The organism is Sphingobium sp. FW306-1B-F04DB, assembly GCF_058781925.1.
In genome coordinates this window covers 50,812-75,504 of record NZ_JBYSXE010000012.1, presented here as the reverse complement: position 1 = coordinate 75,504, position 24,693 = coordinate 50,812, and the positions used below count along the sequence as shown (strand labels likewise).

At 65.0% G+C, this 24,693-nt stretch carries 19 protein-coding genes; 11 read left to right on the top strand and 8 right to left on the bottom strand.

Annotation, left to right across the window (positions count from 1 at the left end; genetic code table 11):
- Window positions 1-144 precede the first annotated feature (144 nt).
- The 3 genes from AC3WJD_RS08380 to AC3WJD_RS08370 are packed head-to-tail and all read left to right on the top strand — an operon-like array spanning window position 145 to window position 4,840.
- Window positions 145-2,646, top strand: coding sequence for a TonB-dependent receptor (locus AC3WJD_RS08380; protein ID WP_492746145.1), 2,502 nt, complete (start codon window positions 145-147; stop codon window positions 2,644-2,646).
- Window positions 2,646-3,824, top strand: a complete 1,179-nt coding sequence (locus AC3WJD_RS08375) for a YdcF family protein (protein WP_492746156.1) — start codon at window positions 2,646-2,648, stop codon at window positions 3,822-3,824. Before AC3WJD_RS08380 ends, AC3WJD_RS08375 begins: the two co-directional genes overlap by 1 nt.
- 23 nt (window positions 3,825-3,847) lie before the next feature.
- Window positions 3,848-4,840, top strand: coding sequence for a phospholipase C/P1 nuclease family protein (locus AC3WJD_RS08370; protein ID WP_492746144.1), 993 nt, complete (start codon window positions 3,848-3,850; stop codon window positions 4,838-4,840).
- On the opposite strand, the gene AC3WJD_RS08365 is transcribed toward AC3WJD_RS08370, so the two are convergent.
- Window positions 4,797-6,254 carry an MFS transporter gene (locus tag AC3WJD_RS08365; RefSeq protein WP_492746143.1) on the bottom strand — a complete coding sequence of 486 codons (1,458 nt, stop codon included), beginning with the start codon at window positions 6,252-6,254 and terminating at the stop codon, window positions 4,797-4,799. The genes AC3WJD_RS08370 and AC3WJD_RS08365 overlap by 44 nt on opposite strands.
- A 140-nt stretch (window positions 6,255-6,394) precedes the next feature.
- Window positions 6,395-7,282 carry an AraC family transcriptional regulator gene (locus tag AC3WJD_RS08360; RefSeq protein WP_492746142.1) on the bottom strand — a complete coding sequence of 296 codons (888 nt, stop codon included), beginning with the start codon at window positions 7,280-7,282 and terminating at the stop codon, window positions 6,395-6,397.
- A gap of 134 nt (window positions 7,283-7,416) precedes the next feature.
- On the opposite strand from AC3WJD_RS08360, the gene AC3WJD_RS08355 reads away from it, so the two are divergent.
- Window positions 7,417-8,172, top strand: a complete 756-nt coding sequence (locus AC3WJD_RS08355) for an SDR family oxidoreductase (protein WP_492746141.1) — start codon at window positions 7,417-7,419, stop codon at window positions 8,170-8,172.
- A 250-nt stretch (window positions 8,173-8,422) separates the two neighbouring features.
- Here the strand turns inward: AC3WJD_RS08355 and AC3WJD_RS08350 are convergent, their stop codons facing one another.
- The gene (locus AC3WJD_RS08350; RefSeq protein WP_492746140.1) at window positions 8,423-9,211 is read right to left on the bottom strand and encodes an enoyl-CoA hydratase/isomerase family protein; all 789 of its coding nucleotides are present in this window, start codon (window positions 9,209-9,211) and stop codon (window positions 8,423-8,425) included.
- A gap of 10 nt (window positions 9,212-9,221) precedes the next feature.
- Window positions 9,222-10,121 carry an alpha/beta hydrolase gene (locus tag AC3WJD_RS08345; RefSeq protein WP_492746139.1) on the bottom strand — a complete coding sequence of 300 codons (900 nt, stop codon included), beginning with the start codon at window positions 10,119-10,121 and terminating at the stop codon, window positions 9,222-9,224.
- Window positions 10,122-10,214: 93 nt separating this feature from the next.
- On the opposite strand from AC3WJD_RS08345, the gene AC3WJD_RS08340 reads away from it, so the two are divergent.
- The 6 genes from AC3WJD_RS08340 (at window position 10,215) to AC3WJD_RS08315 (ending at window position 16,479) form a co-directional block, all read left to right on the top strand.
- Window positions 10,215-11,429, top strand: a complete 1,215-nt coding sequence (locus tag AC3WJD_RS08340; protein WP_492746138.1) for an alpha/beta fold hydrolase — start codon at window positions 10,215-10,217, stop codon at window positions 11,427-11,429.
- The gene (locus AC3WJD_RS08335) at window positions 11,426-12,148 is read left to right on the top strand and encodes a flavin reductase family protein (protein ID WP_492746137.1); all 723 of its coding nucleotides are present in this window, start codon (window positions 11,426-11,428) and stop codon (window positions 12,146-12,148) included. Before AC3WJD_RS08340 ends, AC3WJD_RS08335 begins: the two co-directional genes overlap by 4 nt.
- Entirely contained in the window at window positions 12,132-12,584 is a 453-nt protein-coding gene (locus AC3WJD_RS08330; protein WP_492746136.1) for a MarR family winged helix-turn-helix transcriptional regulator, read from the top strand. Before AC3WJD_RS08335 ends, AC3WJD_RS08330 begins: the two co-directional genes overlap by 17 nt.
- Before the next feature lie 43 nt (window positions 12,585-12,627).
- Window positions 12,628-14,058, top strand: coding sequence for an aldehyde dehydrogenase family protein (locus AC3WJD_RS08325; protein WP_492746135.1), 1,431 nt, complete (start codon window positions 12,628-12,630; stop codon window positions 14,056-14,058).
- A gap of 78 nt (window positions 14,059-14,136) precedes the next feature.
- Entirely contained in the window at window positions 14,137-15,207 is a 1,071-nt protein-coding gene (locus tag AC3WJD_RS08320) for a zinc-binding dehydrogenase (protein ID WP_492746134.1), read from the top strand.
- 66 nt (window positions 15,208-15,273) lie between these two features.
- On the top strand, window positions 15,274-16,479 hold the full coding sequence (locus tag AC3WJD_RS08315) for an alkene reductase (RefSeq protein ID WP_492746133.1): 1,206 nt from the start codon (window positions 15,274-15,276) through the stop codon (window positions 16,477-16,479).
- A 268-nt stretch (window positions 16,480-16,747) separates the two neighbouring features.
- Here the strand turns inward: AC3WJD_RS08315 and AC3WJD_RS08310 are convergent, their stop codons facing one another.
- The 3 genes from AC3WJD_RS08310 to AC3WJD_RS08300 form a co-directional block, all read right to left on the bottom strand.
- Complete coding sequence (locus AC3WJD_RS08310) at window positions 16,748-19,867, bottom strand: efflux RND transporter permease subunit (RefSeq protein WP_492746132.1); 3,120 nt, start codon at window positions 19,865-19,867, stop codon at window positions 16,748-16,750.
- The gene (locus AC3WJD_RS08305; RefSeq protein WP_492746131.1) at window positions 19,867-20,949 is read right to left on the bottom strand and encodes an efflux RND transporter periplasmic adaptor subunit; all 1,083 of its coding nucleotides are present in this window, start codon (window positions 20,947-20,949) and stop codon (window positions 19,867-19,869) included. The genes AC3WJD_RS08310 and AC3WJD_RS08305 overlap by 1 nt, the downstream gene beginning before the upstream one ends.
- 72 nt (window positions 20,950-21,021) lie before the next feature.
- On the bottom strand, window positions 21,022-21,750 hold the full coding sequence (locus AC3WJD_RS08300; RefSeq protein WP_492746130.1) for a TetR/AcrR family transcriptional regulator: 729 nt from the start codon (window positions 21,748-21,750) through the stop codon (window positions 21,022-21,024).
- On the opposite strand from AC3WJD_RS08300, the gene AC3WJD_RS08295 reads away from it, so the two are divergent.
- Window positions 21,734-23,230 carry an efflux transporter outer membrane subunit gene (locus tag AC3WJD_RS08295; protein ID WP_492746129.1) on the top strand — a complete coding sequence of 499 codons (1,497 nt, stop codon included), beginning with the start codon at window positions 21,734-21,736 and terminating at the stop codon, window positions 23,228-23,230. The genes AC3WJD_RS08300 and AC3WJD_RS08295 overlap by 17 nt on opposite strands.
- Before the next feature lie 448 nt (window positions 23,231-23,678).
- Here the strand turns inward: AC3WJD_RS08295 and AC3WJD_RS08290 are convergent, their stop codons facing one another.
- Window positions 23,679-24,674 (bottom strand): aldo/keto reductase, encoded by a 996-nt coding sequence (locus AC3WJD_RS08290; RefSeq protein ID WP_492746128.1) that lies wholly within the window; start codon window positions 24,672-24,674, stop codon window positions 23,679-23,681.
- Window positions 24,675-24,693 lie beyond the last annotated feature (19 nt).

The window sequence follows — 24,693 nt, the reverse complement described above, 5'->3', positions numbered from 1 at the left end:
CCGGATCTTCTGCCGGCGAGGCGGCCAGGCACAAGCCGTAGCGAAATTTAATTATTTTAACAAAAATAATTAAATTTGTCACATTGTGAGGCCAGGGGCGGCGCGTCGCCTCCCTGGCGGCCCTGCAATCCTGTGAGGGGCCTCATGCTCAAAACCGTTCTCGCCACCGGCACGGCGCTTGCCGCCATTTGCTCCGTCTTCGTCACGCCAGCCCATGCGCAGTCGACGAACTCCGCCACGCCCTCCCCGAGCACCGAAATCGAAGAGTCGGATGCGCCCGCTGGCGACATCATCGTCACCGGTTCGACGCGCGCACAGCGCCGCTTCGACGTGTCCTACGCGATCAACACGATCACGCCGACTGATGTCGAGAAGATCGCCCCCGTCAACTTCGCGGACCTGATCGGCCAGCTCCCGGGCTTCCAGACCGAAATCACGGGGGGTGAGGTGCAGAACATCTACCGCATCCGTGGCCTGCCCAATGACGGTGGTTTCGTGAGCTTCCAGCAGAATGGCCTGCCGCTGTTCCACGAGAATGACGGCGTGTTCTTCCGCGGCGACGCCATCCTCAAGCAGGACCTGATGACCGAGCGCGTCGAGGTCGTGCGCGGCGGCCCCGCGCCGGTCTATGCCAGCTATTCCGGCGCGATCATCAACGCCATCACCGTGACGGGCGACGAAACCCCGCGCGGCAAGGCGCAGGTGACGCTTGGCGATACGGGCCTGTACCGTCTCGATGCCTTTCAGGCGGGCCCGCTCGGCAAGGACACCTATTATGCGGTGGGCGGCTTCCTCCGCTATCATGACGGCTATCGCGACAACGGCTTTGCGAACGACAAGGGCGGGCAGATCCGCGCCAATATCAAGCATGATCTCGAAAACGGCTCGATCAGGCTGAACGTCAACTACGTCAACGATCACAACGTCTTCTACCTGCCGATCCCGATCGCCGATCCGACCGACCCCAGCGTCTCGCTCGATCCCTATATCGACTATTTCAAGGGCACGATGAACTCGCCCGCGCTGCGCAACGTCAACCTCAAGTGGCGCGACGGCGCCGGCCAGATCCAGAGCCGCAACAGCGACCTGTCCGACGGCCGCCACATGCAGATGGTCAATTTCGGCGCGCAATATGACGGCGACTTCGACGGCTGGCTGGTGTCCGCAAAGGCGGGCTACACGCAGGGCAAGCTCGATTTCACGGCGTTCTACTCCACCACCAACCCCGCCGATGCCACGACCTTCGCCAATGGCTATCTCGCGCGCTCGACCGCGGCTTTCGGCAATCTCGCTTCCTTCGGCTATGTGCTTGCGGGGACCAACACCGTCTATGACCCCTATGCCGCCTCGGGCCTCGTCATGCAGGGCCAGTACCGCGACATCCACTCCAAATTCTATTCGGCGCAGGGCGATTTCTCGGTCGCCAAACGCTTCGACACCGCCATCGGCAGCCATGATATCAAGCTGGGCCTCTATGCCAGCGCCTATGGCGAGGACAGCAACACCATCTACCAGAATTATCTGATTGAGGTGGCGGGCAAGCCGCGCACGCTCGACCTCGTTGCCTATGGGCCGGGTGGCGTCGAACTGGGCCGTGTGACCGACAATGGCGTGCTCAACTATGCGGCGACGCTCAACAAGGGCGATTCGGACGCGACCATGTTTGCGCTCTATGCAAACGACACCTGGGAGGTCGTGCCGGGCCTGCGCATCGACGCGGGCATCCGCCATGAGCGCTACAGCTACAAGGGCTGGGCGGCCGTGACCGAACAGGTCAACCTGGGCGACGGCACGACGCTCGCCGACGACACCACGCGTGGCTTCACCGGCGTCATCGTCAATCGTGAGCTTTCACCCAGCATCACCAACTGGACCGTGGGCGCGAACTACGACTTCAGCGACAATATCGGCGTCTATGGCCGCGCCTCGCACCTCGAGACGCCGCCCAATGTCCAGACCTCGATGACCATCAACCCGACGATCCTGACGACCAAGGCCGATCAGTTCGAGGCGGGCCTGAAGCTGGCATCGGGCCGTTCCTACCTCTACATCACGGGCTTCTACACCAACTTCGACCCGCTCAACGCCTCGTTCCTGGCATATAACCCACTCACCGGGCGCAACGACGTCCCCGTCCCCTTCATCGGCGAAGCGCAGGTCAAGGGCGTGGAGTTCGACGGCGCATGGCAGGTCACGCCCTGGTTCAGCCTGAACGGTGCGCTGACCGTCAGCGACCCGAAGTACAAGAACTTCAAGAGCTCGACGGGCGCCGATCCCGAGCAGGTCGAGGGCAACCAGATCGTGCGTCAGCCCAAGGTGTATGGAAACATCCGCCCGAGCTTCGACTTCACGACCGCGGGGACCGATGTGTCGATCTATGGGCGCTACACCTATATGGGCAAGCGCTACGTCGATCTCTACAACAACACCGCGCTGCCCTCCTACGGCACGATCGGTGCGGGCGTCTCTCTGCGTCGTGACAGCTGGCAGCTGCAGGTCGTCGGCGACAACCTGTTTAACGCGCACGGCCTGACCGAGGGCAACACGCGTACCGACATATTGGACGGCCAGGGCAGCAGCACCGCGATCTACGGCCGCCCGATCTTCGGCCGCAACTTCCGCCTCGTCATCAGCAAGTCCTGGTGATGACGATCAGGATGGCGCGGATTGCCACGCCGCTTGCCGCGGCAATCGCCCTGTCGCTTTCCTCCGCCCCGGCCTTTGCCGGGGCGGCTCGGGACACGGCAACCGAGACGCTTTCGCAGCGGCTGTTCCCGCTGCTGAACAGGCTGAGCGGCGATAAATCCGCGCTCAAGGCTGTGGCGGCACAGCCCGATGCGACACGTGTCCTCAGCGAACGACAGGCGCGCCGCACCGCCTGCGGGCAGGACCCTGGCTGCACGGCCGCGGCCATGATGTGGTCGGACGCCGAAGCCACCGCGCTCGCCGCAGCAATCGGACCGGTTGTGCCGGGTGCCGCGCCCGACGATGGCGCGGTCGCGGGGGTCACGCGCGAAGTGCAGGGCATCAACGCAATCGTGAGCAGCTATGCGCTGGGCGCGGTGCCTCGCTACGCGCAGATCGACGGCGCGGGCATGCTCGACCCGCAGGAAGCAAAAGCACGGCTGCAGGGTGCGCTGGCGCTGGCGCAGACGCCGCGCGCCGGCTCCGCACAGGCGCTCGACCCGAGCATCGAGTTCGCGCTCGCGCTGCTCGACACCCACGACCGGACCGACCCGATCGGCTTCGAACCGCTCACCGGTGGTCTGAACGCGCCCGCCTTCGAGCGCGCCCGGCGAATCGACTGGAAGCGCTGGCGCTACACCGCGATGATCGTCACGGGCGTCGGCCCCGAGACCCCGGACATGCCGCTCAGCCCGATGGGCAAATATCATCTCCGGCTCGCCGCCAATCGCTTTGCCGAGGGCGACATTCCGTTCATCATCGTCACCGGCGGCCGCGCGCACCCGCGTGCCACGCGCTTTGCCGAAGCGGAGGAAATGCGCAACGTGCTGATCGAGCGCTACGGCGTTCCTGCCGAGGCCATCGTGATCGAGCCCTATGCCCGGCACACCACCACCAACCTGCGCAACGCCACGCGCCTGCTGATGATGATGGGCGCTCCACTCGACCGGGACGCGCTGATCGTCTGCAATCCGACGCAGAGCGCCTATATCGGGAGCACCGCCTTCGCACAGCGCAACGATGCCGAGCTTGGCTACCAGCCCGGGCAGGTCGGCCGGCGCATTTCGCCGACGGAACTGGTGTTTCACCCCTCGCCCCGGTCCGCGCGTGTCGACCCGCGTGATCCGCTCGACCCCTGAACAGCAACCTTCCGGAGCATCCTATGCGCCATTTCCTGCTTGCCGCCCTCGCCCCGTTTTCCGTCCTCGCGCTCGTCCCGACGACCGCGCACGCATGGGGCGGCACAGCCCACGCGGTGATCGACCGCGCGGCGATCGAGGCCATTCCCGATGACGGTCCGGTATTCCTGCGCAAGTACGCGGACTATGTCGCGGCCTCGGCCTCGCTGCCCGACAGCTGGCGCGGGGCGTCGGAAAACTTCTCCAAGATCGACGAGGACCCCAATCATGGCTGGTTCAGGGAGCAGTTTACCTTCGTGAAACCGATCCCGCGCTCACGCTATGAGTTCGTGCTCGCCCTCTACAAGCATTACGAGAAGATCAAGGACAGCGATCCGCAGACCGCGCAGCGCACCAACGTGCGCTGGACGGGCACGCTTCCCTATGCCGCGATCGAAGCCTACGACCGGCTCGTCGTGTGCATGCGCTACGTGCGCAAGGCGCAGATGGAAGGCAGCGACGCCTCGATCCCCGAACAGCACTGTGCGTTCCAGGTGATCCGGCTCGGCCACTATATTGGCGACGGCTCGCAGCCGCTGCACGATTCGGTCAACAGCGACGGTTGGCGGGGCGACAACCCGAAGGGCTACACGCGCGACAGGAGCATCCATGGCCGCTTTGAGAGCGGTTTCGTCGACGGGATCGGCCTGTCGGTGAAGGACATCGCACCGCGCATCGGCGCACCCGCGCACCGCAGCGGCGACATGTTCGATGCGGTCCTCGTATTTCTCGACGACGCGGGGGGGAAAATGGAGACCGTCTACGCGCTCGAGAAGCGCGACGGCTTCGCGAACCACGCTGACAAGGATGTGCGCGAACTGGTCTATTCACAGACCGCGAAGGGCGCGGCGATGCTGCGCGACATGATCTGCCGTGCCTGGGCGGAAAGCGCGAACCCGCCGGCCACGGTTGATCCGTCGCCGCTCGATCCCGTCAATCCGGCATATAATCCGGAGACCGGCTCAGCCCCCGACTGAGCCGGAGCATTGGGCGTCCGGGCGACGGGCGCGCGCTCCTGCGTGCCAGTGCGGCAAGCACCCCGGCATGGCGGGCATGCCCGATATCGAACAGTCGCAGAAGCACGATCGCAGAAAGACATCCTGCGATAGGCAGGCCAAGGCCGAGACCCAGCATCCCGACCCGCACCGCCATTGCCTGAACTTCGCCCGGGACATAGCCGAGCCACCCCAGCGACCAGCCGATCAGCGCCGTCGAGGCAGCGCCGCTCGCCTTGACGACCACGAGGTAGAAGGCGAAGAGCCCGGTCTCGAACCGCCGGCCGTGTCGCCATGTCACGAAGTCCACGGTGTCCGCCAAAAGTCCCCAGGGCAGCATGAACACGCTGGCAAGGCCCATCCCGATCAGGACGGCGCAGCCGGGCAATATATCTGGCCAGCGCAGGCACAGGGCGAAGAGGATCATGCCCGCTGCGCTGACGCCATGGCCCATGGCAAGGAGCTGGCTCTTGTTGAAGCGACCGGTCAGCGACGTCCACGCAAGAACGCCGATGAACTGGCCGAGGGTCAGCGCGAGAAGAAGCGAGCCGACCAGATCGGGACGATCGACCACGTAGGTGCCGATATAAAGGATCATCCGCCCGAAGGTCGGGACCGCAAACCCGGTCACTACAGCGATCACGGCCATCCCGACCACCAGACGATCGCGCAGGGGTATGGCGATGCCGTCTCCCGCCGGTCGCGAATGCGCACCGCCGCTCGACATCAGCGCGCACAGCCCCATTGTGAGCGCGAACAGGGCGCCCGCGATGATCCCGGTCGATGTCAGCGTGTCGAAGGCCCGGTCTCGCGCTGCCTGCTGCACAAGCGGCGTGAGCACAGAGGCGATCACGAGCGCGCTCGCAGTGCTGAAGAGCAATCTGTAACCTGAAACCCGGCCGCGCGTGCGGCTGTCGCTGGTGATCTGCGCCATCAATGCGTTGTGCGGCACGTCGATTACGGCATAGGCTCCGCGAAATACCAGCAGGGCACAGGCCAGCATCCAGCCCTGGTGCGCTCCGAATGCGGGCATGGCGTAGAGGAGGGCGAATGCGGTGCCGCACGGAATGGCGCCGGCCACAACCAGCCAGCGATAACCCTTTCCGGATCGTCGCAGGCGAATGACGAGCACCGCCGCCAGAAGGTCGAAGATCAGATCTCCGGCGAGCGCCATCAGCATCAGCGTGCCTGCTGCTGTGGCGGACAGTTTCAGCAGATCGGTCAACAGGAACAGGATGGTGATGTCTGCACCGGCGAAGACGAGGCCCTTGCCGAAATTCCCCGATGAGTAAGCGAAGAGGCGACCTTCGCGGGCAATCACGTCAATGCCGCCGGCCTTTCGGAGTGTCTTGCGGTCCTTACTCAGTTGCATGTTTTTCTGAAACCGCAATCGCATGTGTCACGCTGGCAAGTGTGTGCGACCTGCAGCTCCTGCATCCGCGCCTAACCGGCCATTCTTTCATTTTTGCGACGACGATCTCGCGAAGCGCTTGGGCTTAGGTTGGCCGAAGACCACCCGCCGCCAGCCTTGTGGCTTCAAGCGGCGAGGGCTTTTCCACGCGCCGCCTTCGTATCCTTGACCGGCGGCAGCCCGAACATCCGGTTATATTCCCGGGTAAATTGAGAGACGCTCTCATAGCCGACCGCGAAGGCCGCGCCGCTCGAATTCTTTCCTTCCGACAACATCAGCCGGCGCGCCTCGATCAGCCGCAGATGCTTTTGGAATTGCAGAGGCGACAGCGAGGTCACCGCACGAAAATGCTGGTGGAAGGAGGACGGGCTCATGCCGGCCACGGCCGCCAGCTGCTCGACAGGTAGCGGCTGTGCATATTCGGCTCGCAGCACGGCGACGGCGCGGGCGACGCGCCGGACATGACCGTCGGGCCAGCCGAGACGGCGGATCGCCGTCCCGTGCCGCCCCGTCAACAACCAGTAATGCATCTCCCGTACGAGCTGCGCCTGGAGCACCGGTATCGAGGCCGGACGATCGAGTAACCGCATCAGCCGCTGCGCCGCATCGGCGACCTCGGCATCGGTCGGATCGACCCGGATCGGCGCGTGGTCGATCACCATGCCGGCGTCCATCTCCGCCACAAGCTCCGCGATCACCGCCGGGTCGAGCTCCAGCACCAGCGAATAATAGGGCGCGGCGATGCTCGCTCGGGTAATCCGGCTCACGGTCGGCACATCGGCCGTGATCAGCATCGAATCCCCGGCCGAGAAGGCGAAGCCCTGCGTCCCCGTCATGACATGCTTGCTGCCCTGCACGACGAGACAGACCAGCGGCCGCGAGATGTCGTGCTGCAGCCCGCTCGGCGCGCTCGCGCGCACGGTCGAAAGGCCGGGGATCGGGGTCCGTGCGATCCCATTCGCATCGGCATGCGCATCCGCATAGCGGCTGACGGCGCTGAGCAAGCTGATCATGAGGCGATTCTATGCCTTCGCGATCGCCGCGCCAGCACTTTGTAGGATTAGGCAAAGAACAGCAAGGACCCGGCAACAACCACCGGCGTCCGCGCGGCATATCGGAGTGGCCACAAAACCAACAGGAGGACATCATGACCAAGATTGCTCTCGTTACCGGTGCCAGCCGCGGTCTCGGCCGCAACACCGCACTCAGCATCGCCCGCCGCGGAGGCGACGTCGTCATCACCTATCACAGCCGATCTGACGAGGCCGATGCGGTCGTCGCAGAGATCCGCGCAATGGGCCGCAAGGCGGCCGCGCTCCAGCTCGACACCGGCGACATCGCGGCTATAGCACCTTTCGTGGATCGACTGCGCGCGGCGCTCGCCGACACCTGGCGGCGCGATACATTCGATCACCTCGTCAACAATGCGGGCCATGGCGACTATGCGCTGGTCGCAGAAACGCGCGAGGCGCAGTTCGACCGGCTGGTCGATGTGCACTTCAAGGGCGTCTTCTTTCTCACCCAGGCGCTGCTGCCGCTGCTCGCGGACGGCGGCCGGATCGTGAACCTCTCCACGGGCCTCACCCGCATCACATATCCGGGCTATGCGGCTTACGCGGCCGTGAAGGGCGCGGTCGAGGTACTCACCCGTTACCTTGCCAAGGAACTTGGCGGGCGAGGCATCGCGGTCAACGCGGTGGCGCCGGGCGCAATCGAAACCGATTTCGGCGGCGGTGCTGTGCGCGATAATCTCGAACTCAACCAGCAGTTCGCCGAACTGACGGCGCTCGGCCGGGTCGGCTTGCCGGACGATATCGGGCCAATGATCGCCAGCCTCATCTCTGAGGACAATCGCTGGGTGAACGCGCAGCGGATCGAAGTGTCCGGCGGCCAGGCCATCTAGGCTCAGCACGCCGGACAAGGGTGGGCGCTGGCAAAGCCCCGAGGCCGCCAGCGTCTGTCCCACCAGGTTGCGAATGGCCGCAAGCGGTCTGCCTGCCTTTGGGCTATTTTGACATCAGCCCTGTACGGTTGTCCGCCTTATTGGCGTTCTGACCGGGACAGCGCACGAACGCCCATCTCAAGCGACTCTGCGGTTCTCTTCTCGAAGGCGGCAGGGTCGGGGCCGGAAGCAGCTCGCGCCCCGGCCATGATTACCGCCCCTTGAAAGCGAAGTGCGGCCGGGGCTTGCCCTGTGCGAGCGCTTCGACGGCAGCGGGGATCGCCATCCTCGTGTCTTCGGTGTCGAAGAGCGGCATGGCGATGTCCATGAGCGCCTCGTCGGCCACCGCGGTGCCGCCCGACACCCAGGCGCGCAGCAGCGCCTTGTGCGCGGCATGGGCGCGGGTCGGACCGCTTGCGACCTTCTCGGCGAAGGCCCGTACCTCGGCGTCGAGCTGGTCGTCGGGAACGACCCGATTGATGACACCATGCGCCGCCATCACCTCGGCGGGCACCTGCTCGGAGGTCAGCGCCCATTCCATCGCCTTGGACCGCCCCACGCGCTCGGCGACACGATGGATGCCACCCAGCAGCGTGACGATCGCGATGCTCTGCTCGGGGTGGCCGAAGCGTGCGGTCTCGCCGGCGATCACGATGTCGGCGCGGAGGGCGAGCTCGAGGCCGCCGCCAAAGCAGAGCCCTTGGACAGCTGCGATCGTCGGAATTGCAAGCCGTTCGAACTGGTTGCAGGTCGCGAGATAGCGTTCGAACAAGGTGCGCAACTGGCGGCCCGTCATCGCCGGCCAAGGCACGATGTCACCGCCGAAGCTGAAATCGGCACCCTCGGCGCGAAGGATGACCGCGCGCGCCTCGCTCGCCCCCACCGCGTCGAGCGCGTCGGCGAGCTGGTCAAGCATCTCGACCGAGAGGCGGTTCTGCGGCGGATTGTGGAGCGTGATCGTGGCGACCGGACCGCTCGCGTCATAGCTCAGATGTGTCATGGGGCTCTCCTCAGGCAAGATGTTCGCGGAACCAGTCGACGGCCGCGCCGCTGGAGCGGGGAAATTGGCTCAGATAAGGATCGAAATGGCCGCCCGGGATGGTGACCAGTTTCTTGGGCTGAAGCGCACGCTCATAGGCCGCGAGCGCAAGGTCGGTGACCGTGATGGTGTCGTTCAGCGCCACGACGAGCAGGATCGGGGTCGGCGAGATCCGCGGCAGCCACGCGCCCGGCTCGTACATGCGCGCCGCCCGGGTAGAGCGGATCGTGACATTGTTCTCCCAGATGCCGTCCGGGATCTTCTGCAGATAGAAGTCGATGGCGTCGCGGGCGCGATAGGAAGCGGGCTTGCTCATATCATTGCTGACGATGAGCTGCCGACGTGGCGGCTCGCCACGAGCGCGGCCACGCTCATCTTCGGAGAAGAGCGCCTCGACCCCGGCGACCGCGTCCGGCGCGATGCGCCGAAGCCCCTGCTCAAATCCGCTGATCGTCGGGACCTGCGATACCACCGCCTTGAGGCGCCGGTCGGTCGCGCCGAGCACGATTGCATGGCCGCCGGCATAGCTGGTGCCCCACAGGCCGATTCGCTCGGGATCGACTTCGGGCAAGCTTTCCAGATAGGAGATGGCGTAGCGCCAGTCTGCGATCTGCTGCCAGGGATCGACATCGTGCCGGATTTCGCCGTCGCTCGCGCCGAAGCCGCGGTGGTCATGGAGCAGCACGACGAAGCCCGCATCCGCGAACGTCTTTGCAAAGGGCTCGATCCCCTGCTCTTTCACGCCCGCATAGCCATGGGCCATGGTGATGGCCGGCCGGCGCTCGCCGGCAGCGCCCTCCGGTACGAACAACCAGCCGCGTAGCGTGGTGCCGCCTTCGGCACGGAATTCGACATCTCTTCTCTCAACCATGGCAATCCCTCTTGCAGATATGGGCATATGAGACTTATATAGGCGCATTATATGATTCTCGCAATATAATGCGAACGGCTAGGAGATTTGGTGATGCCCACGGCGCCGAAAGCTGACTTACCCTTTGAAACAACTGGGAACGAGCGTCCTGCCGCGCTCCTCATCCACGGGTTTCTTGATGCTGGCCGGGTGTGGAAGCTGGTCGCTTCTGGCCTCGCCGAGTCGGGCGTCACCAGTGCTTCGGTGGACCTGCCCGGCATGGGCGGCACCTCCGCTGAGCCCGATGCGATCAGCCTCGACAGCTATGCCGACAGCGTGGCCTCGGTGGTGGATGCGATCGGTGGCGAGCTGGTGCTTGTCGGCCAGAGCATGGGTGCGCAGGTGGCTGAGCTGGTGGCGAAGCGGCGCCCTGACGCCGTGAAGGGGCTTGTCCTGCTCACCCCGGTGCCACTGGCAGGGGTCGGTGCGCCGGCTGAGGCCGTCGCACCGTTCAAGGCGGCGGGCGGAATGGCCGATATCCAGCGCGAGCAGCGCACCGGCCTGTCGCACGATCTTTCGGGCCAACGGCTCGACGAGCTGGTGGAGATCGGCCTTCAGGTTCGCCCCGATGTGGTCGCGCGCCTGGTCGACATGTGGAACAAGGGCCATGACGCTGGCCGCGAGCCGAGCGCGTTCGCGGGGCCGGTCCTTGTCGTGCGGGGCGGATCGGACCCCTTCGTGACAGAGGCGATGGCGCTCGCGGTGGCGGAGCGCTTTGGGACGTCGGCGAGCGCAACTGTCGAGAAAGCCGGGCACTGGGCCCACGTCGAACAGCCGGGCGCTGTCGCGCAGCTTGTGCTCGGCATGTTGCGCGAGGTCGGCCTTGCTGCCGATAGCGGGAAAACGTCGGCCGCAGATTGGACGGACGCCTTTGCCAAGAAGTCGAGCGCAGCGTTCGGCCAGGCCTTCGCACCCGACGTCGTGCTCGAGGCGGTGACTATGGTCAGGCCGATCCGCGGCCGCGAAAACGTGCAGAAGGTGATGGAAGCCGCGAGCAAGGTTTATCGCTCGCTCAGCTTCACCGATCAGGCCACCGCGGGCCGCAAGCAATATATCGAGTGGCAGGCAGAGGCTCATGAGGGTGTTGTCTTTGATGGCGTCACCATCCTCACGCGCGATGATGACGGCGCGATCAGCCATGTCGCGATCCATCATCGACCGATGGAGGCAGCGATCTTCTTCTCGAAGACGATGGGCGAAAATCTCAAAGCCGCCTTGGGTCCCGGATATTTCCTCGAAGGCAATGACATTGATGGAGAGGCAGCATGATCATCAACGCCGACGACCTCGATGTCGAACACACCTACAAGCTGCTTATCGGCACGATCGTGCCCCGCGCGATCGGCTGGGTGAGCACCATGTCGCACGACGGCGTCGCCAATCTGGCGCCCATTTCCTTCTTCACCGTCGTCGGCCGCAAGCCGCCCGTACTTTCGGTCACTCTCCAGCACCGTTCGGACGGATCGCTCAAGGACACGTTCGTCAACATCCGCGACACGGGCGAATTCGTGCACAATATCGTCACGCTCCCTCTCGCCGGTGCGATGCACAAATCGGCGATGGAGTTTGATTCGAGCGAGGATGAGTTCGAAAAAGTGGGCCTCGAAAAGGCGCCGAGCGTGTTCGTGCGGCCACCACGCGTGGCGCTCGCGCCGGTGGCGATGGAGTGTAAGCTCGACCGCTACTTCACTGTCGGCGACTATGACGACCATGTCGTCTGGGGCGAGGTCGTCCGCTTCCACATCCGCGATGATCTCTATCTCGAGAACGGCCGGATCGACACCGCCGCGCTCGCGCCTGTCGGCCGGCTCGCGGCCGAATATACGCTGACCAACAATGTCTTCACCACGCCGCTCGATCCGGAAACCGTGGAGACATGGTCGAACCGGCGCATGGAACGGCTCGACGGCCTGCCGACCGACTTTTCGGCGGTCGGCCAAGCAAATTGGTCCGCATCCGGGAGTGTCGTGAATGACCAACAGAACTGAGACCGATATCGACCTGCCCTCGCGCTGCAACTGCGCGCGGCTGAGGCGGGCGGCGCGAAACGTGACGCGCTTCTATGACCAGTGCCTCGCGCCATCGGGGATCGGCACCAACCAGTTCACCATCCTCGGCTATCTCAAGCATCGCGGCCCGATGCGCATTTCCGCACTGGGCGATCTGCTTGCGATGGACCGCGCGACCATTGGCCATAATTTGCGGCCGCTGGAACGCGACGGGCTGCTCTCGATCGCGCCCGATGCGACGGACCGCCGCGCGCGGCTGGTGAGCATCACCGCAGCCGGGCTCGCCAAGGTCGATGAAGCGCGCGTCCATTGGGATATCGCCCAGCACAGCTTCGAAACCAGCTTCGGCGCGGCCGAGGCCGCAGCGTTGCGGCACGTGCTCGACCAGGTCGCCGATCAACGCCTGACGAACTGACACCCTCCTCCAAAAGAAGGGGGGGTATTAGGAAGGAATTTGCATGCGGAACTACATGAAATTCTACATCGACGGCGAATGGGTCGACGCCTCCGATCGTCCCGGCGCCGATGTGATCAACCCCGCGACCGAAGCGGTCGCAGGACGCATCGCGCTCGGGACCGCGGCGGATGTCGACCGCGCCGTTGCCGCGGCACAAGCCGCGTTCCGCAGCTTCTCCCGCACCACGCGCCAGGAGCGGCTCGATCTCCTGGGTTCGGTGTTGCAGACCTATGTGGCAAGGCGACAGGATCTTGCCGATGCGCTGGTTGAAGAGCTTGGCGCGCCCAAGGGATTCGCCTTCGATCTTCAGACAGGCGTCGGCGCACAGCATCTGATGGCCGCACTCGACCGCCTCAAGGACTATCCGTTCGAACGCCCGGTCGGAAACCGGTCGGTGGCGCGCCTCGAGCCGATAGGCGTCATCGGCATGGTCACGCCCTGGAACTGGCCGATCAACCAGATCATGTGCAAGGTCGTGCCGGCGCTCGCGACGGGCAACACGATGGTTCACAAGCCTTCGGAGGTCACGCCCTTCACAGCACATATCATCGCCGAGATCCTGCACGATGCGGGCGTCCCCAGGGGCGTGTACAATCTGGTCGACGGCGCCGGACCGGTGGTGGGCGTCGCGATTTCCGAGGATCCTGGTATCGCGATGGTATCGTTCACCGGCTCGACTGCTGCCGGGATCGACGTCGCGAAGCGCGCGGCGGAGACGGTCAAGCGCGTCCACCAGGAACTGGGCGGCAAGTCGCCGAATATCGTCCTGCCGAGCGCGGACCTGGGCAAGGCGGTCACCGAGTCGATCTATCGCCTCATGCTGAACAGCGGGCAGACCTGCCATGCGCCGACCCGCCTGCTGGTCCCTGCGGACCGGCTGGCGGAGACCAAGGCGATCGCGGCTCAGGTGGCTGCATCGATCACCGTCGGCGATCCGAACGGCGACGCCTATATGGGGCCGCTCGTATCCGAGCGTCAGCGCGATCGCGTGCTGGAACTCATCCGGAAGGGGATCGACGAAGGCGCGACGCTGGTGGCAGGCGGAACTGATCGGCCGGAAGGTCTCGACAAAGGCTATTATGTTCGCCCGACCGTCTTCGCCGATGTGACGCGCGACATGACGATCGTGAAGGAAGAGATCTTCGGGCCCGTGCTCGTTATCCAGAGCTACACCGATATCGACGACGCGGTCGAGATCGCCAACGACACCATCTATGGCCTGGGCGCCTATGTGCAGGCAGCCACCGACGATGAAGCCGCCGAGGTCGCGGCGCACATCGAGGCCGGTATGGTCTATCTGAACGGCGCGGACGAGGACGCCTACGCGCCCTTCGGGGGGTACAAAATGTCGGGTAATGGTCGCGAGTGGGGCGAGATCGCCTTTGGCGACTTCCTCGAAATCAAGTCCATCGTCCGCAAGCAAGCGGCCTGAAACGGTTCGCGGCGGGCGTTCAGGGGCGCCCGCCGCTCCCTTACCCAGACATAATCAAAGAAATTCAGGAGAAGAGTCATGCGCGCCCATCAGGTCGTCGAGTTCAACGCCCCCATCGTTGCCAGCGAGATCGCCGATCCGGTCCCGACCGGATCCGAAGTCGTCGTCGAGGTGATCAGCTGCGGCCTGTGCCATTCCGACGCCCATTTCCACGAGGGGCATGTGGGTCTGGGCGGCGAGGCCAAGCTGCCGGTGGGCATGCTGGGCATCAATGCGCCGACGTCGCTCGGCCACGAGATTTTCGGGCGTATCGCCGCCTTTGGTCCTGGGGCTGGGCTGAGCGACGCCGATATCGGACGGCCGGTAGTGGTCTATCCGTGGATCGGCTGCGGACAGTGCCCCGCCTGCGAGGCCGAGCGTGACAATGAATGCCCGACGCCGCGCTCGATCGGCATGCAGGTGCCCGGCGGCCATGCCGAAAAGGTGGTCGTGCGCGAGCCGAAATATCTGATCCCCGCCGATGGGCTGAGCGAGGACTATGCGGGCATCTTCGCCTGCTGCGGCCTGACGGCCTATGCCGCGCTCGCCAAGCTTCCGCGCCGCGACGGATGGATCGGGATCATCGGCGCCGGTGGTCTCGGCACGATGGCGCTCGCGATCGAGAAGGGATTGCAGGACAGCAAGGTCGCGGTGTTCGACATCAATGACGCGAAGCTCCATGCCGCGAGCAACAATTTCGGGGCGGACAAGACGGTGAACAGCCGCGAAGAAGGCGTCGCGGAAAAGGTCCTCGCGGACACCGGCGGCTTTATCGGCATTCTCGACTTTGTCGGCTCGCAGCAGACGGTCGAACTCGGTGTGTCGCTGCTCCGTCACGGCGGCACCTATGTCGGCGTCGGCTTGTTCGGCGGCATGATCCAGCTGCCGCTTGCAGTGCTGGCTTCTCGTCAGCTCAGCCTGAAGGGTTCCTATTGCGGCACGCCCGCCGAGCTTCGCGAACTCGTCGAGCATGCGCGCGCGGGCCGCATCCGTCCGATCCCGACCGCCGTCGCGCCGATTGAAACCATCAATCAGGGGCTGGCGGAGCTTCGTGCCGGCAAGATCGATGGGCGGCTGATCCATCGCCACATCCGCGCAGTCGCTTCCTGACCCGGACGACCCGGCGCTCCTGCCAAGCGCCGGGCCATATCCCACCAGACTGAGAAGGACCTGTGAATGCCAAGCTTGTTCGATCCGCTGCAACTGGGCGGAATCGAGGTTCCCAACCGGATCCTGATGGCGCCGCTTACGCGCGGCAGAGGTACGCGCGACCACGTGCCGACCGCACTGATGGGCGAATATTATCGGCAGCGTGCCTCGGCGGGCCTCATCATCAGCGAGGCGACCGGGATCAGCCAGGAGGGACTGGGATGGCCCAGCGCGCCGGGCCTGTGGACCGAGCAACAGGTCGAGGCCTGGAAGCCGATCACGGCCGCCGTGCATGAAGCGGGCGGGCGGATCGTGGTCCAGCTGTGGCACATGGGGCGGATCGTCCATCCGAGCTTTCTGGGCGGCGCCCGGCCGGTCTCCGCCTCTGCGACCACCGCGCCGGGACAGGCGCATACCTATGCGGGCAAGCAGGATTATGTGGAAGCAAGGCCGCTCGAGATCGCCGAGATTCCGCGCCTGCTGGACGATTATCGGCGCGCGACCGCGAATGCCATCAGCGCCGGTTTCGACGGCGTGCAGCTTCATGCGGCCAATGGCTATCTGATCGATCAGTTCCTGCGCGACGGCACCAATCTGCGCGACGACGATTATGGCTGCTCAATCGAGAACCGGGTCCGTCTGCTCGACGAGGTGACGCGCGCGATAAGTGACGTTGCGGGGCCTGGCCGCACCAGCGTGCGGCTGTCGCCGAACGGCGAGACGCAGGGCGTCAACGACAGCAACCCCGAGGCGCTGTTCACGGCAGCCGCGGCGGTGCTGTCACGGATCGGCATCGCCTTTCTCGAGTTGCGGGAGCCCCAGGGAGAAAGCACCTTCCGCGCGACCGACGTGCCGTTGATCGCGCCGGCGATCCGCAAGGTCTTCAACGGGGCGCTGGTGCTCAACTCCGACTTCACCGGCGGAAGCGCGATCCACGCGGTGGCGCAGGGCGATGCCGATGCCGTCGCCTTCGGCCGGCCCTTCATCGCCAACCCGGATCTGCCGCGGCGGATCGCGAGGGGCCACGCCTTTGCCGAGTCCCAAGTCTCGACCTATTACAGCGCGGGTGCGGCGGGATATACCGACTATCCGGACGTCGAGGGCGCAATCGCGGCCTCATCGCGGCCACCAGCCTTCGAGGCTGCGGGCAGCTGCGGCATGGCGAAGCTCTGCGCCAAAAGGAACCGGTCGGTGGCATTATCGACCGCGGCGACTTCACGGCCGGCCCGCTAGGCGCGAGGCGTTTCGCCAGGCAATCTCGCAAGTCTGGCGACCCAGTATGCGACAGTCCCATCGGTGATCCGAGAACTGTTGCCGATGGTGAGCGTTCCCTTGCCCGGTCGACGGCGGGCGCGAGCGCGTTCGACGCGACTTGGCGGCCTCGCGCGGAATATGACCATCTGTAACTACACCAACGATGCCGACCTGACTGGTTTGCGGCGCCAGCTTTTGGTCCAGGCGGGTGTGGGGAGGGAGCACCGCCCGCCTGGACCACCAAGCCTCAGCCAGCGATGCTGAAGCTTGGCTCTCGCTCCGGATGAGCCGGCCGTGGCTCGCCGGGTTCCTGACCCGCGATAGGCTTGATCTTGAACGCGATCGCATAGAGCGCCGGCAGGAAGATCAGCGTCAGAACGGTCCCGCCCAACGTGCCGCCGATCAATGTATAGGCCATCGAACCCCAGAAAACCGAAGTCGTCAGGGGAATGAACGCCAGCACCGCCGCGAGTGCGGTCAGGATCACCGGCCGCGCGCGCTGCACGGTGGCTTCGACCACCGCATGATAGGGCTCCAGCCCCTCATGCTCGTTGCTGTGGATCTGGCCGATCAGGATCAGCGTGTTGCGCATGATGATCCCGGCCAGCCCGATCAACCCGATGATCGCGTTGAAGCCGAAGGGTTGGCCGAAGAGCAGCAGCGTGGGAACGGTGCCGATCAGCGCGAGAGGCGCGGTCAGCAACACCATCACCATCGCCGCCAACGAGCGAACCTGGAAGATGATCACGATCGCCATCAGCGCGAGCATGATGGGGAAGATCGGCGCGAGCGCAGCGTTCGCCTTGCCGGCTTCCTCGATCGAGCCGGCCATCTCGATCTTGTAACCGGGCGGCAGGCTCGCCACGATCGGCTGGATCGCCTTCTGTACCTCGAGCGACACCTGCGGCGGCTGCAATTTCTCGTCAATGTCGCCCCGCACCGTCATGGTCACATAGCGGTCGCGTCGATACTGGATCGGATTCTCCATCCGGATCTCGGTGCGGCCGATCTGGCTAAGCGGCACCTTCTGCCCCTCCGCCCCCACCAGCGTGAAAGCGTCGAGCTGTGCCGGATCCAGCCGCTCCTTGCCCGCGCTCCGGGCGATCACCTCGACCGTGCGGATATCCTCGCGGACCTGGGTGACGGGCACGCCGGTCAGCAGGAACTGAATCTGCTGGGCGGCGTCGTGCGTCGATAGACCGATCGCCCGGAGCCGATCCTGGTCGAGGACGAAATGGGCGGTCGGAACCCGCTCGCTCCAGTCTGTGTTGACCATCCGCAAGTTCGGATTGGCCAGCATCACCTTGCGCACCTTCTCCGCGATGTCGCGCACGCCCGCCTCATCGGGACCCATGACACGGAATCCGACGGGGAAGCGGGAATAGGGGCCGAAGACGAGCTGCGTCGCGCGGACCCGGGCCTGGGGCGCGAGCCCGTTCGCGGCCGCTTCCCTGATCTTGCGTTTCAGGGCTTCGCGCGTCTCCTCGTTCGGCGTGAGGATCACGATCTTGGCGAAAGAGGGATCGGGCAGTTCAGGCGCGATCGCCAGGAAGAAGCGCGGCGCGCCCTGCCCGATATAGCTCGTGACGAGTTTCGCCTCCGGCTGTTTGCGCAGGAAGGTTTCAACTTCCTGCACTGCCCGCTCGGTTTCACGGATGCTCGTGCCTTCGGGCATCTGCACTTCGACCAGAACCTCGGGCCGATCGGATGCGGGGAAGAATTGCTGACGCACCAGCCCCATGCCGAGGACCGCGATGACGAACAGGCCCACCACGGCGCCCGCCACCTTCCATTTATGCACGACCGACCAGCCGATGATCCGGCGCAGCTTCTGATAGTTGGGCGTGCCGTAGATGGCGGCATGGCCGCCCGCCACGGGCTTGATGTTCGGGAGCAGCTTGACACCGAGATAGGGCGTGAAGGCACCCGCCACGAGCCACGAGGTCAGGAGCGCGAAGGCCACGATCCAGAAGATGTTGCCGGCATATTCGCCGGCGGTCGACGCCGCGAAGCCGACCGGCATCAGGCCGATCGAGGTGACGAGCGCCCCGGCAAGCCGCGGTGCGGCCGTGGTGACCCATGCGGCGCCCGATGCCCTGATCCGGTCGAAGCCTTCTTCCATCCGCACCACCATCGTCTCGATGACGATGATGGCATCGTCGACAAGCAGGCCGAGGGCCAGGATCAGCGCGCCCAGGGTGACGCGATCAAAGTCGCGCCCCGTCGCCATCATGATGAGGAACACGCCGGCGAGCGTGAGCGGCACGGCGGCGGCGACGACGATGCCGACGCGCCAGCCCATGCTGACCAGGCTGACGATCATCACGACGCCAAGGGCCACGCAGAATTTCAGCATGAACTCGCTGATCGCCTCGTCTATGTTGACGGCTTGGTCGGTCACCTTGGCGAGCGTGAGGCCGAGCGGAAGCTCGGCCTGGATGGCGGTGGCCTCCTTCTCGAGAGCCTTGCCGAGGTCGAGGCCGTTCCATCTTTCCCGCATCACGACGCCGAGCAGTATCGAGGGTTCACCCTGGTTGCGGATCAGGAAGGTGGCGGGATCCTCATAGCCCCGCGTCACTTCCGCGACATCCGACAGCTTGAGCGCCCGCCCCGCCGCGACGATGGGCACGTCCCTGATCTTCTCCAGATCGTCGAAGCCGCCTTCGAGGCGCACGAGCACCTGCGGCCCCTTCGTGTCGATCGAACCGGCCGGGCTGATGAGGTTCTGGTTTGCGAGCGCCGCGAAGATGTCGCGCGGCGAAACGCCCATCGCGGCGAGGCGCGCGAACGAGAAATTGACGTAGATGCGCTCCGGCCGCTCGCCGATGATGTTGACCTTCTTCACGCCGGCGACGTGGAGAAGGCGCTGCCGGAGCGTCTCGGCTTCGCGCGCAAGCAGCCGATGGGGCTCGCCCTTCGCCTTCAGCGCATAGAGCGCGAAGGTCACATCCGAATATTCGTCGTTGACGAAGGGACCGATGGCTCCGCGCGGCAACCGCAAAGCCTCATCACTCAGCTTCTTGCGCGCCTGGTAGAATTCCTCCGGGACGTCCTTGGGCGGTGTTGTGTCCTTCAGCGTGACCGTGGTGAAGGACAGGCCGGGGCGGGTGAAGGTTTCCACCCGATCGTACCATTTGAGCTCCTGAAGCCGCTTTTCCAGCGGCTCGATCACCTGGTTCTGCATCTCCTCGGATGTCGCCCCGGGCCATGCCGTGACTACCGTCATCACCTTGACGGTGAAGCTCGGATCCTCGGCACGTCCCAGCTTCAGAAAGGCGAAGGTGCCAGCGAGCGTGATGAGGACGATCATGAAGAGCGTCACGGCGCGCTCGTGCACCGCGATCGCCGAAAGGTTGAACTTCGCCATCACTTGCCTCCAGCGGGAAGGCGCACGGCCGCGCCTTCGTGCAGCATATGGGCGCCGAGCGCGACGAAGCGCTCGCCGGTTCGCAGCCCGCTGACGATGGTGGCCGTTTCATCCCCAAGGCCCGCGAGATGGACGCGACGCCAGGCGACTGTCGTTTTTCCTGGATCAATGACCCAGACGCCCGGCCCCTTCCCATCGTCGTGGATCGCGGCCAGCGGAATCCGCAAGGCGCCGGCGGCGGCGGGCTCCCCGATATGGATCGTCACGGTCGAGCCGAGCGGCGCCCGCGCGGCGCCGCCCTCCAGGACATAGCGCGCCTCGTAGGTACGCGTCTGCGGATCGGCGGCATCGGAAAGCTGACGCAGCCGGGCCTGGCCGGCAACTTTGTCGCCGATGAAGAGCGTCGCACGCGCGGCCTCCCCGAGCTTCGGCCGCAGCGTTTCCGGAAGATTGATCGTGGCCTCGCGCGGGCCGGCATGGGCAAGCCGCACGACGGTTTGCCCGGCCGCGACCACCTGTCCGGGCTCGCCCAGCGTTTCGACGACGACGCCATCGGCATCCGCGACGAGAACGGCATAGCCGGCGGCGTTCCGGGCGACCCGCGCCTCCGCCTGCGCGGCTTCGAGCTGCGCTTGCGCGGCGTGCGCCGCCGCCTTCACCTGATCATAGGCCGATGCCGACACGGCGCCCGCCGAGACGAGATCACGGTAACGCTTCTCGTCGGCGGCTGTTTGAATGGCGTGGGCCCGCGCCGCGGTCACCGACTGGGCCTGCGCGCTGCTGGCCAGCGCATAGTCGGTCGCATCGATCCGCATCAGCGGCTGGCCCCTTCGGACCGTCTGACCGGTATCGACGAGACGCTGCACGATCTTGCCCGCCACGCGGAAGCCCAGCGCACTTTCAACCCGGGCGGAAACGATGCCGGTAAAGCCGCGCTCCGCGGCCTCCGCCGCGCCGGCCGTCGCGACGCGCACGAGCGGGGGGCGCGTCCTCGGATCATCCTCGGATTGGGTGCAGGCGGCAAGCGCTAACGGAGCAAGGCTCGCGAGGAGAATTTTATCAACTGAAAATCGAATCGGCATCGGGCGCTCCCTGACGGAATCACACCCTCACTCTTATATAGTGACCAATTTGTCAACTGGTCACTAATACGTTCATGGTGCGAGCGAGCGAAGCACAAGGCTCGACACCTCGTTCGCCGCATCCGGGAGATTGTCGAGATTATATTGCAGCATCAGCGGATTCATGAACGGCTGCATGACGTGGAAGATCGCCCTGCACGTCTCATCGAGCGGCGTCTTGCGTTCAAACTCGCCGCTATCCCGCCCCGCGCGCAGGATCCCCTCGATGAGCGCCAGGACCTGCTCCTGATAGCGCACGTTCGAGCTCCAATTTTCCGAAGCCGAGGTTGCTGCGATGTCGTAGAGCTTGCGATCCTCGAAGAACAGGGCGCAGCACTCTTCGGATATCCGCTTGCAAAGACGCCGAAATTTATCGCTGGCCGATTTGCCGCCCTCCATACCCTTCGTGACGGAGGCAAGCACCGTGTCGAGGCGCTGCGAGCAGATCTCCTCGCCGATGGCCTGCTTCGATTCGAAGAAGCGATAGAGATAGGCCTTGGAGAATCCGATCTGCCGGGCGAGGTCGGCCATCGTCGTCTTGCCATAACCATAATGGCGGAAGTGCTCGTTCGCGGCATCCACGATCCGATCCCGGATCGCGCTGTCGGTGGGCGGGCGGTCGTCGGGCCGGTCGACTGAGGCTGGTTGGATCATGATGGGACCATAGCCATGACAATTTACATTGACAACTAGTGAACAATAACGCAACTGGTCATCAACTCTCTCCATTCGACACAGGTTGCCGATGCGCACAGCTTTCATATTCCCGCTCCTGGCCACCGCGTCGCTGGCCGGCTGCGCGGTCGGCCCCGACTATGACCGGCCGGACCTGGCGCTGACGAACCGCTATGTCGGCGGCGAAGCGCTCGGCCAGCGGACCGGACCGAATGGCGCCGCGCTGCATGGCACCGAACTCGCGACATGGTGGGAGGGCTTTCATGACCCGCTCCTCAGCGAGCTGATCGGAAAGGCGATCGCGGACAATCTTGAAATCGCCCAGGCGGTCGCGCGCGTATCACAAGCGCGCGCCTCGCTGGGCGCCGCGACGGCGGCGCTGCTTCCGTCAGGCAACATCACGGGGCAGGCGGTCCGAAGCCACCAGTCGCTCGAAACCCCGCTCGGCCGGCTGCTCGATGCCACGCCCAATCACGACCGCGACTCCAGTTTTTATGAGGCCGGTCTGGGCGCGAGCTGGGAACTCGATCTCTTTGGCGGGCTTCGCCGCGACCGCGAAGCGGCGCTGGCGGATTATCAGGCGACGCAGGCGGGGGCGAGCGCGGCCAGGCTCACCGTCGCCGCCCAGGTCGCGGACACCTACATCGTCATTCGCGGGCTGCAGGCGCGCATCGCCGTCGCGCGCGACCAGATCGGGACGCAAACCAGGCTCGTCGACACGATCCGCCTGCAATATAGCAAGGGCGTCGCGGCCGAACTCCAGCTCCACCAAGGCGAAGGGGCCCTGTCCCAGGTCGAGGCTAGCCTTCCCGTCCTCGAAACTGGCCTGGATGCGGCCTTGAACGCGATGGACGTCCTGCTGGGTGCCCAGCCCGGCACCTATCGCGCCCAGCTTCTCACGCCCGCGCCGATCCCGACCGCGCCGGCGATCGCGACAGCGGAAGGACCAGCCGACCTGTTGCGGCGTCGCCCCGACATCATCATCGCCGAGCGTCGCCTCGCCGCTTCCAACGCGCGGATCGGATCGGCCATCTCCGAATATTTCCCCAAATTTTCGCTCGGCGGGCTGATCGGCACGGCCACCACCAGCGCCGGCGGCCTGTTCGGCGGCGGCGCCAATCAGGCCCAAGGCGTGCTGGGCCTCAGATGGCGGCTGTTCGACTTCGGCCGCGTCGATGCCGAGATCAAGGTGGCGCGCGGCCAGAATGCGGAAGCGCTGGCGGCCTATCGCCTCTCGGTGCTGCGGGCCACCAAGGACGTCGAGGACGCCTTCTCGGCCGTCGTCAAGCGCGAGCAGCAGGCGCGCGCCCTGAGTTCCGGGGAAGCCTCGCTCGCAAAGGCCCGGAACGCCGCCTTCGCCGCCTATCGCGGCGGGGTCGTGAGCCTGATCGAGGTCCTTGACGCCGACAGCCGCCTTCTCGCCGCCCGCGATTCCCGTGCGGAGGCAAGCACCGAAGCGGCGCGGGCCGCGATCGCGTCGTTTCGAGCGCTCGGCGGCGGCTGGGATCCCGTCGAACCGACACGCACTGCCCAACGACAACGGGCGCCCGAGACGCGCCGCCCATGATCGAACGACCGTGTACACGGTCCGCGGTCGTAAGTTCGACGCGCGGCGCCTCGCGATATCCGACGGAATGACGGACTGACTGAAACCGTTCCGCGTTATGTCGGAGAACCAACCGCGATAGCCCGTATCGCACTGCGCGACGAGATCGAGCTTGCTCGCCATGATATCGGCACGCTGGTCCGGATCGGCATCGATGTCGTAGAGTTCCCAGCCCCTGCCCTGATTGACGGCACGCCATTGCTCGGCGTGAACGCCGGGAAGTACGGACGCGCTTCGATTGAGAGACATTCATCCGCGGCCGTTTTAGCACGGCCCCCAGCTTCAGGCTTTCACGCGAATTCGCTGCATGTCGACGTCCGCCTGATCCGACCCATCCTCGAAAGCCGCCTGAGCGCTGACCGTGGTTCCAGGAGGGCCCAAAGGCGTTGGATCACGCCAACATTGCACCTCAGACGATCGTCCCTACAAGATCGTTGATCCGATTGAGCTCGGTCTCGTCGAAGACGAGATTTGCTGCCGCAGCCACGCTCTCCTTGAGCTGTTGCATACTGCTTGCGCCGATCACCGCGGAGGTGACCGCTGGCTCGCGTACCACCCAGGCGAGAGCCATTTGCACCAGTGACTGACCGCGTTGCTCAGCGATAGCCTCCAGTTGTTGCAGAACGCCAACCAATGCGGGGGTAATGCGCTCGGGAGTGAGGAACCGGCTGGCGCCCGCAGCGCGGGATCCCTGAGGGATTCCGTTCAGATAACGGTTCGACAACAGGCCTTGCTCGAGTGGTGAGTATGCGATGGCTCCGGCTCCCGCACTGCGCAGAGTGGCAAGGAGACCGTCCTCGGGGATTCTGTGCAACATCGAGTAGCGGGGCTGATGGAGCAGCAGCGGTGTTCCCAGTTCGTTCAGGATGCGCACCGCATCGCGTGTCTGTTCCACAGAGTAGTTGGAGATGCCGACGTATAGAGCCTTGCCTTGCTGCACGGCAGTGTGGAGAGCGCCCATGGTTTCCTCCATCGGCGTATTCGGATCGGGCCGGTGGGAGTAGAAAATGTCGACATAGTCGATACCGAGCCGTTTCAGGCTTTGGTCGAGCGAGGAGAGCATGGACTTGCGCGATCCACCGTTGCCATAGGGGCCTGGCCACATTTCATTGCCTGCCTTGGTGGAGATAATGAGTTCGTCCCGGTACGGCGCGAAATCAGTGCGCAGTGCGTGGCCGAACGCTGACTCTGCGGCTCCGGGAGGCGGGCCATAGTTGTTCGCCAGATCGAAGTGCGTGATACCCAGATCGAATGCCTGCAGCAGTATCTCACGCTGCCGGTCATACGAACAATTCTCCCCGAAATTGTGCCACAGTCCGAGAGAGAAGACCGGCAACCGCAGGCCGCTTCGGCCGGTCTGGCGGTAGATCATTGTGTCGTAACGTTGCGCATCTGCCACGTGCATGGGGCTCCGGATGAAGTGG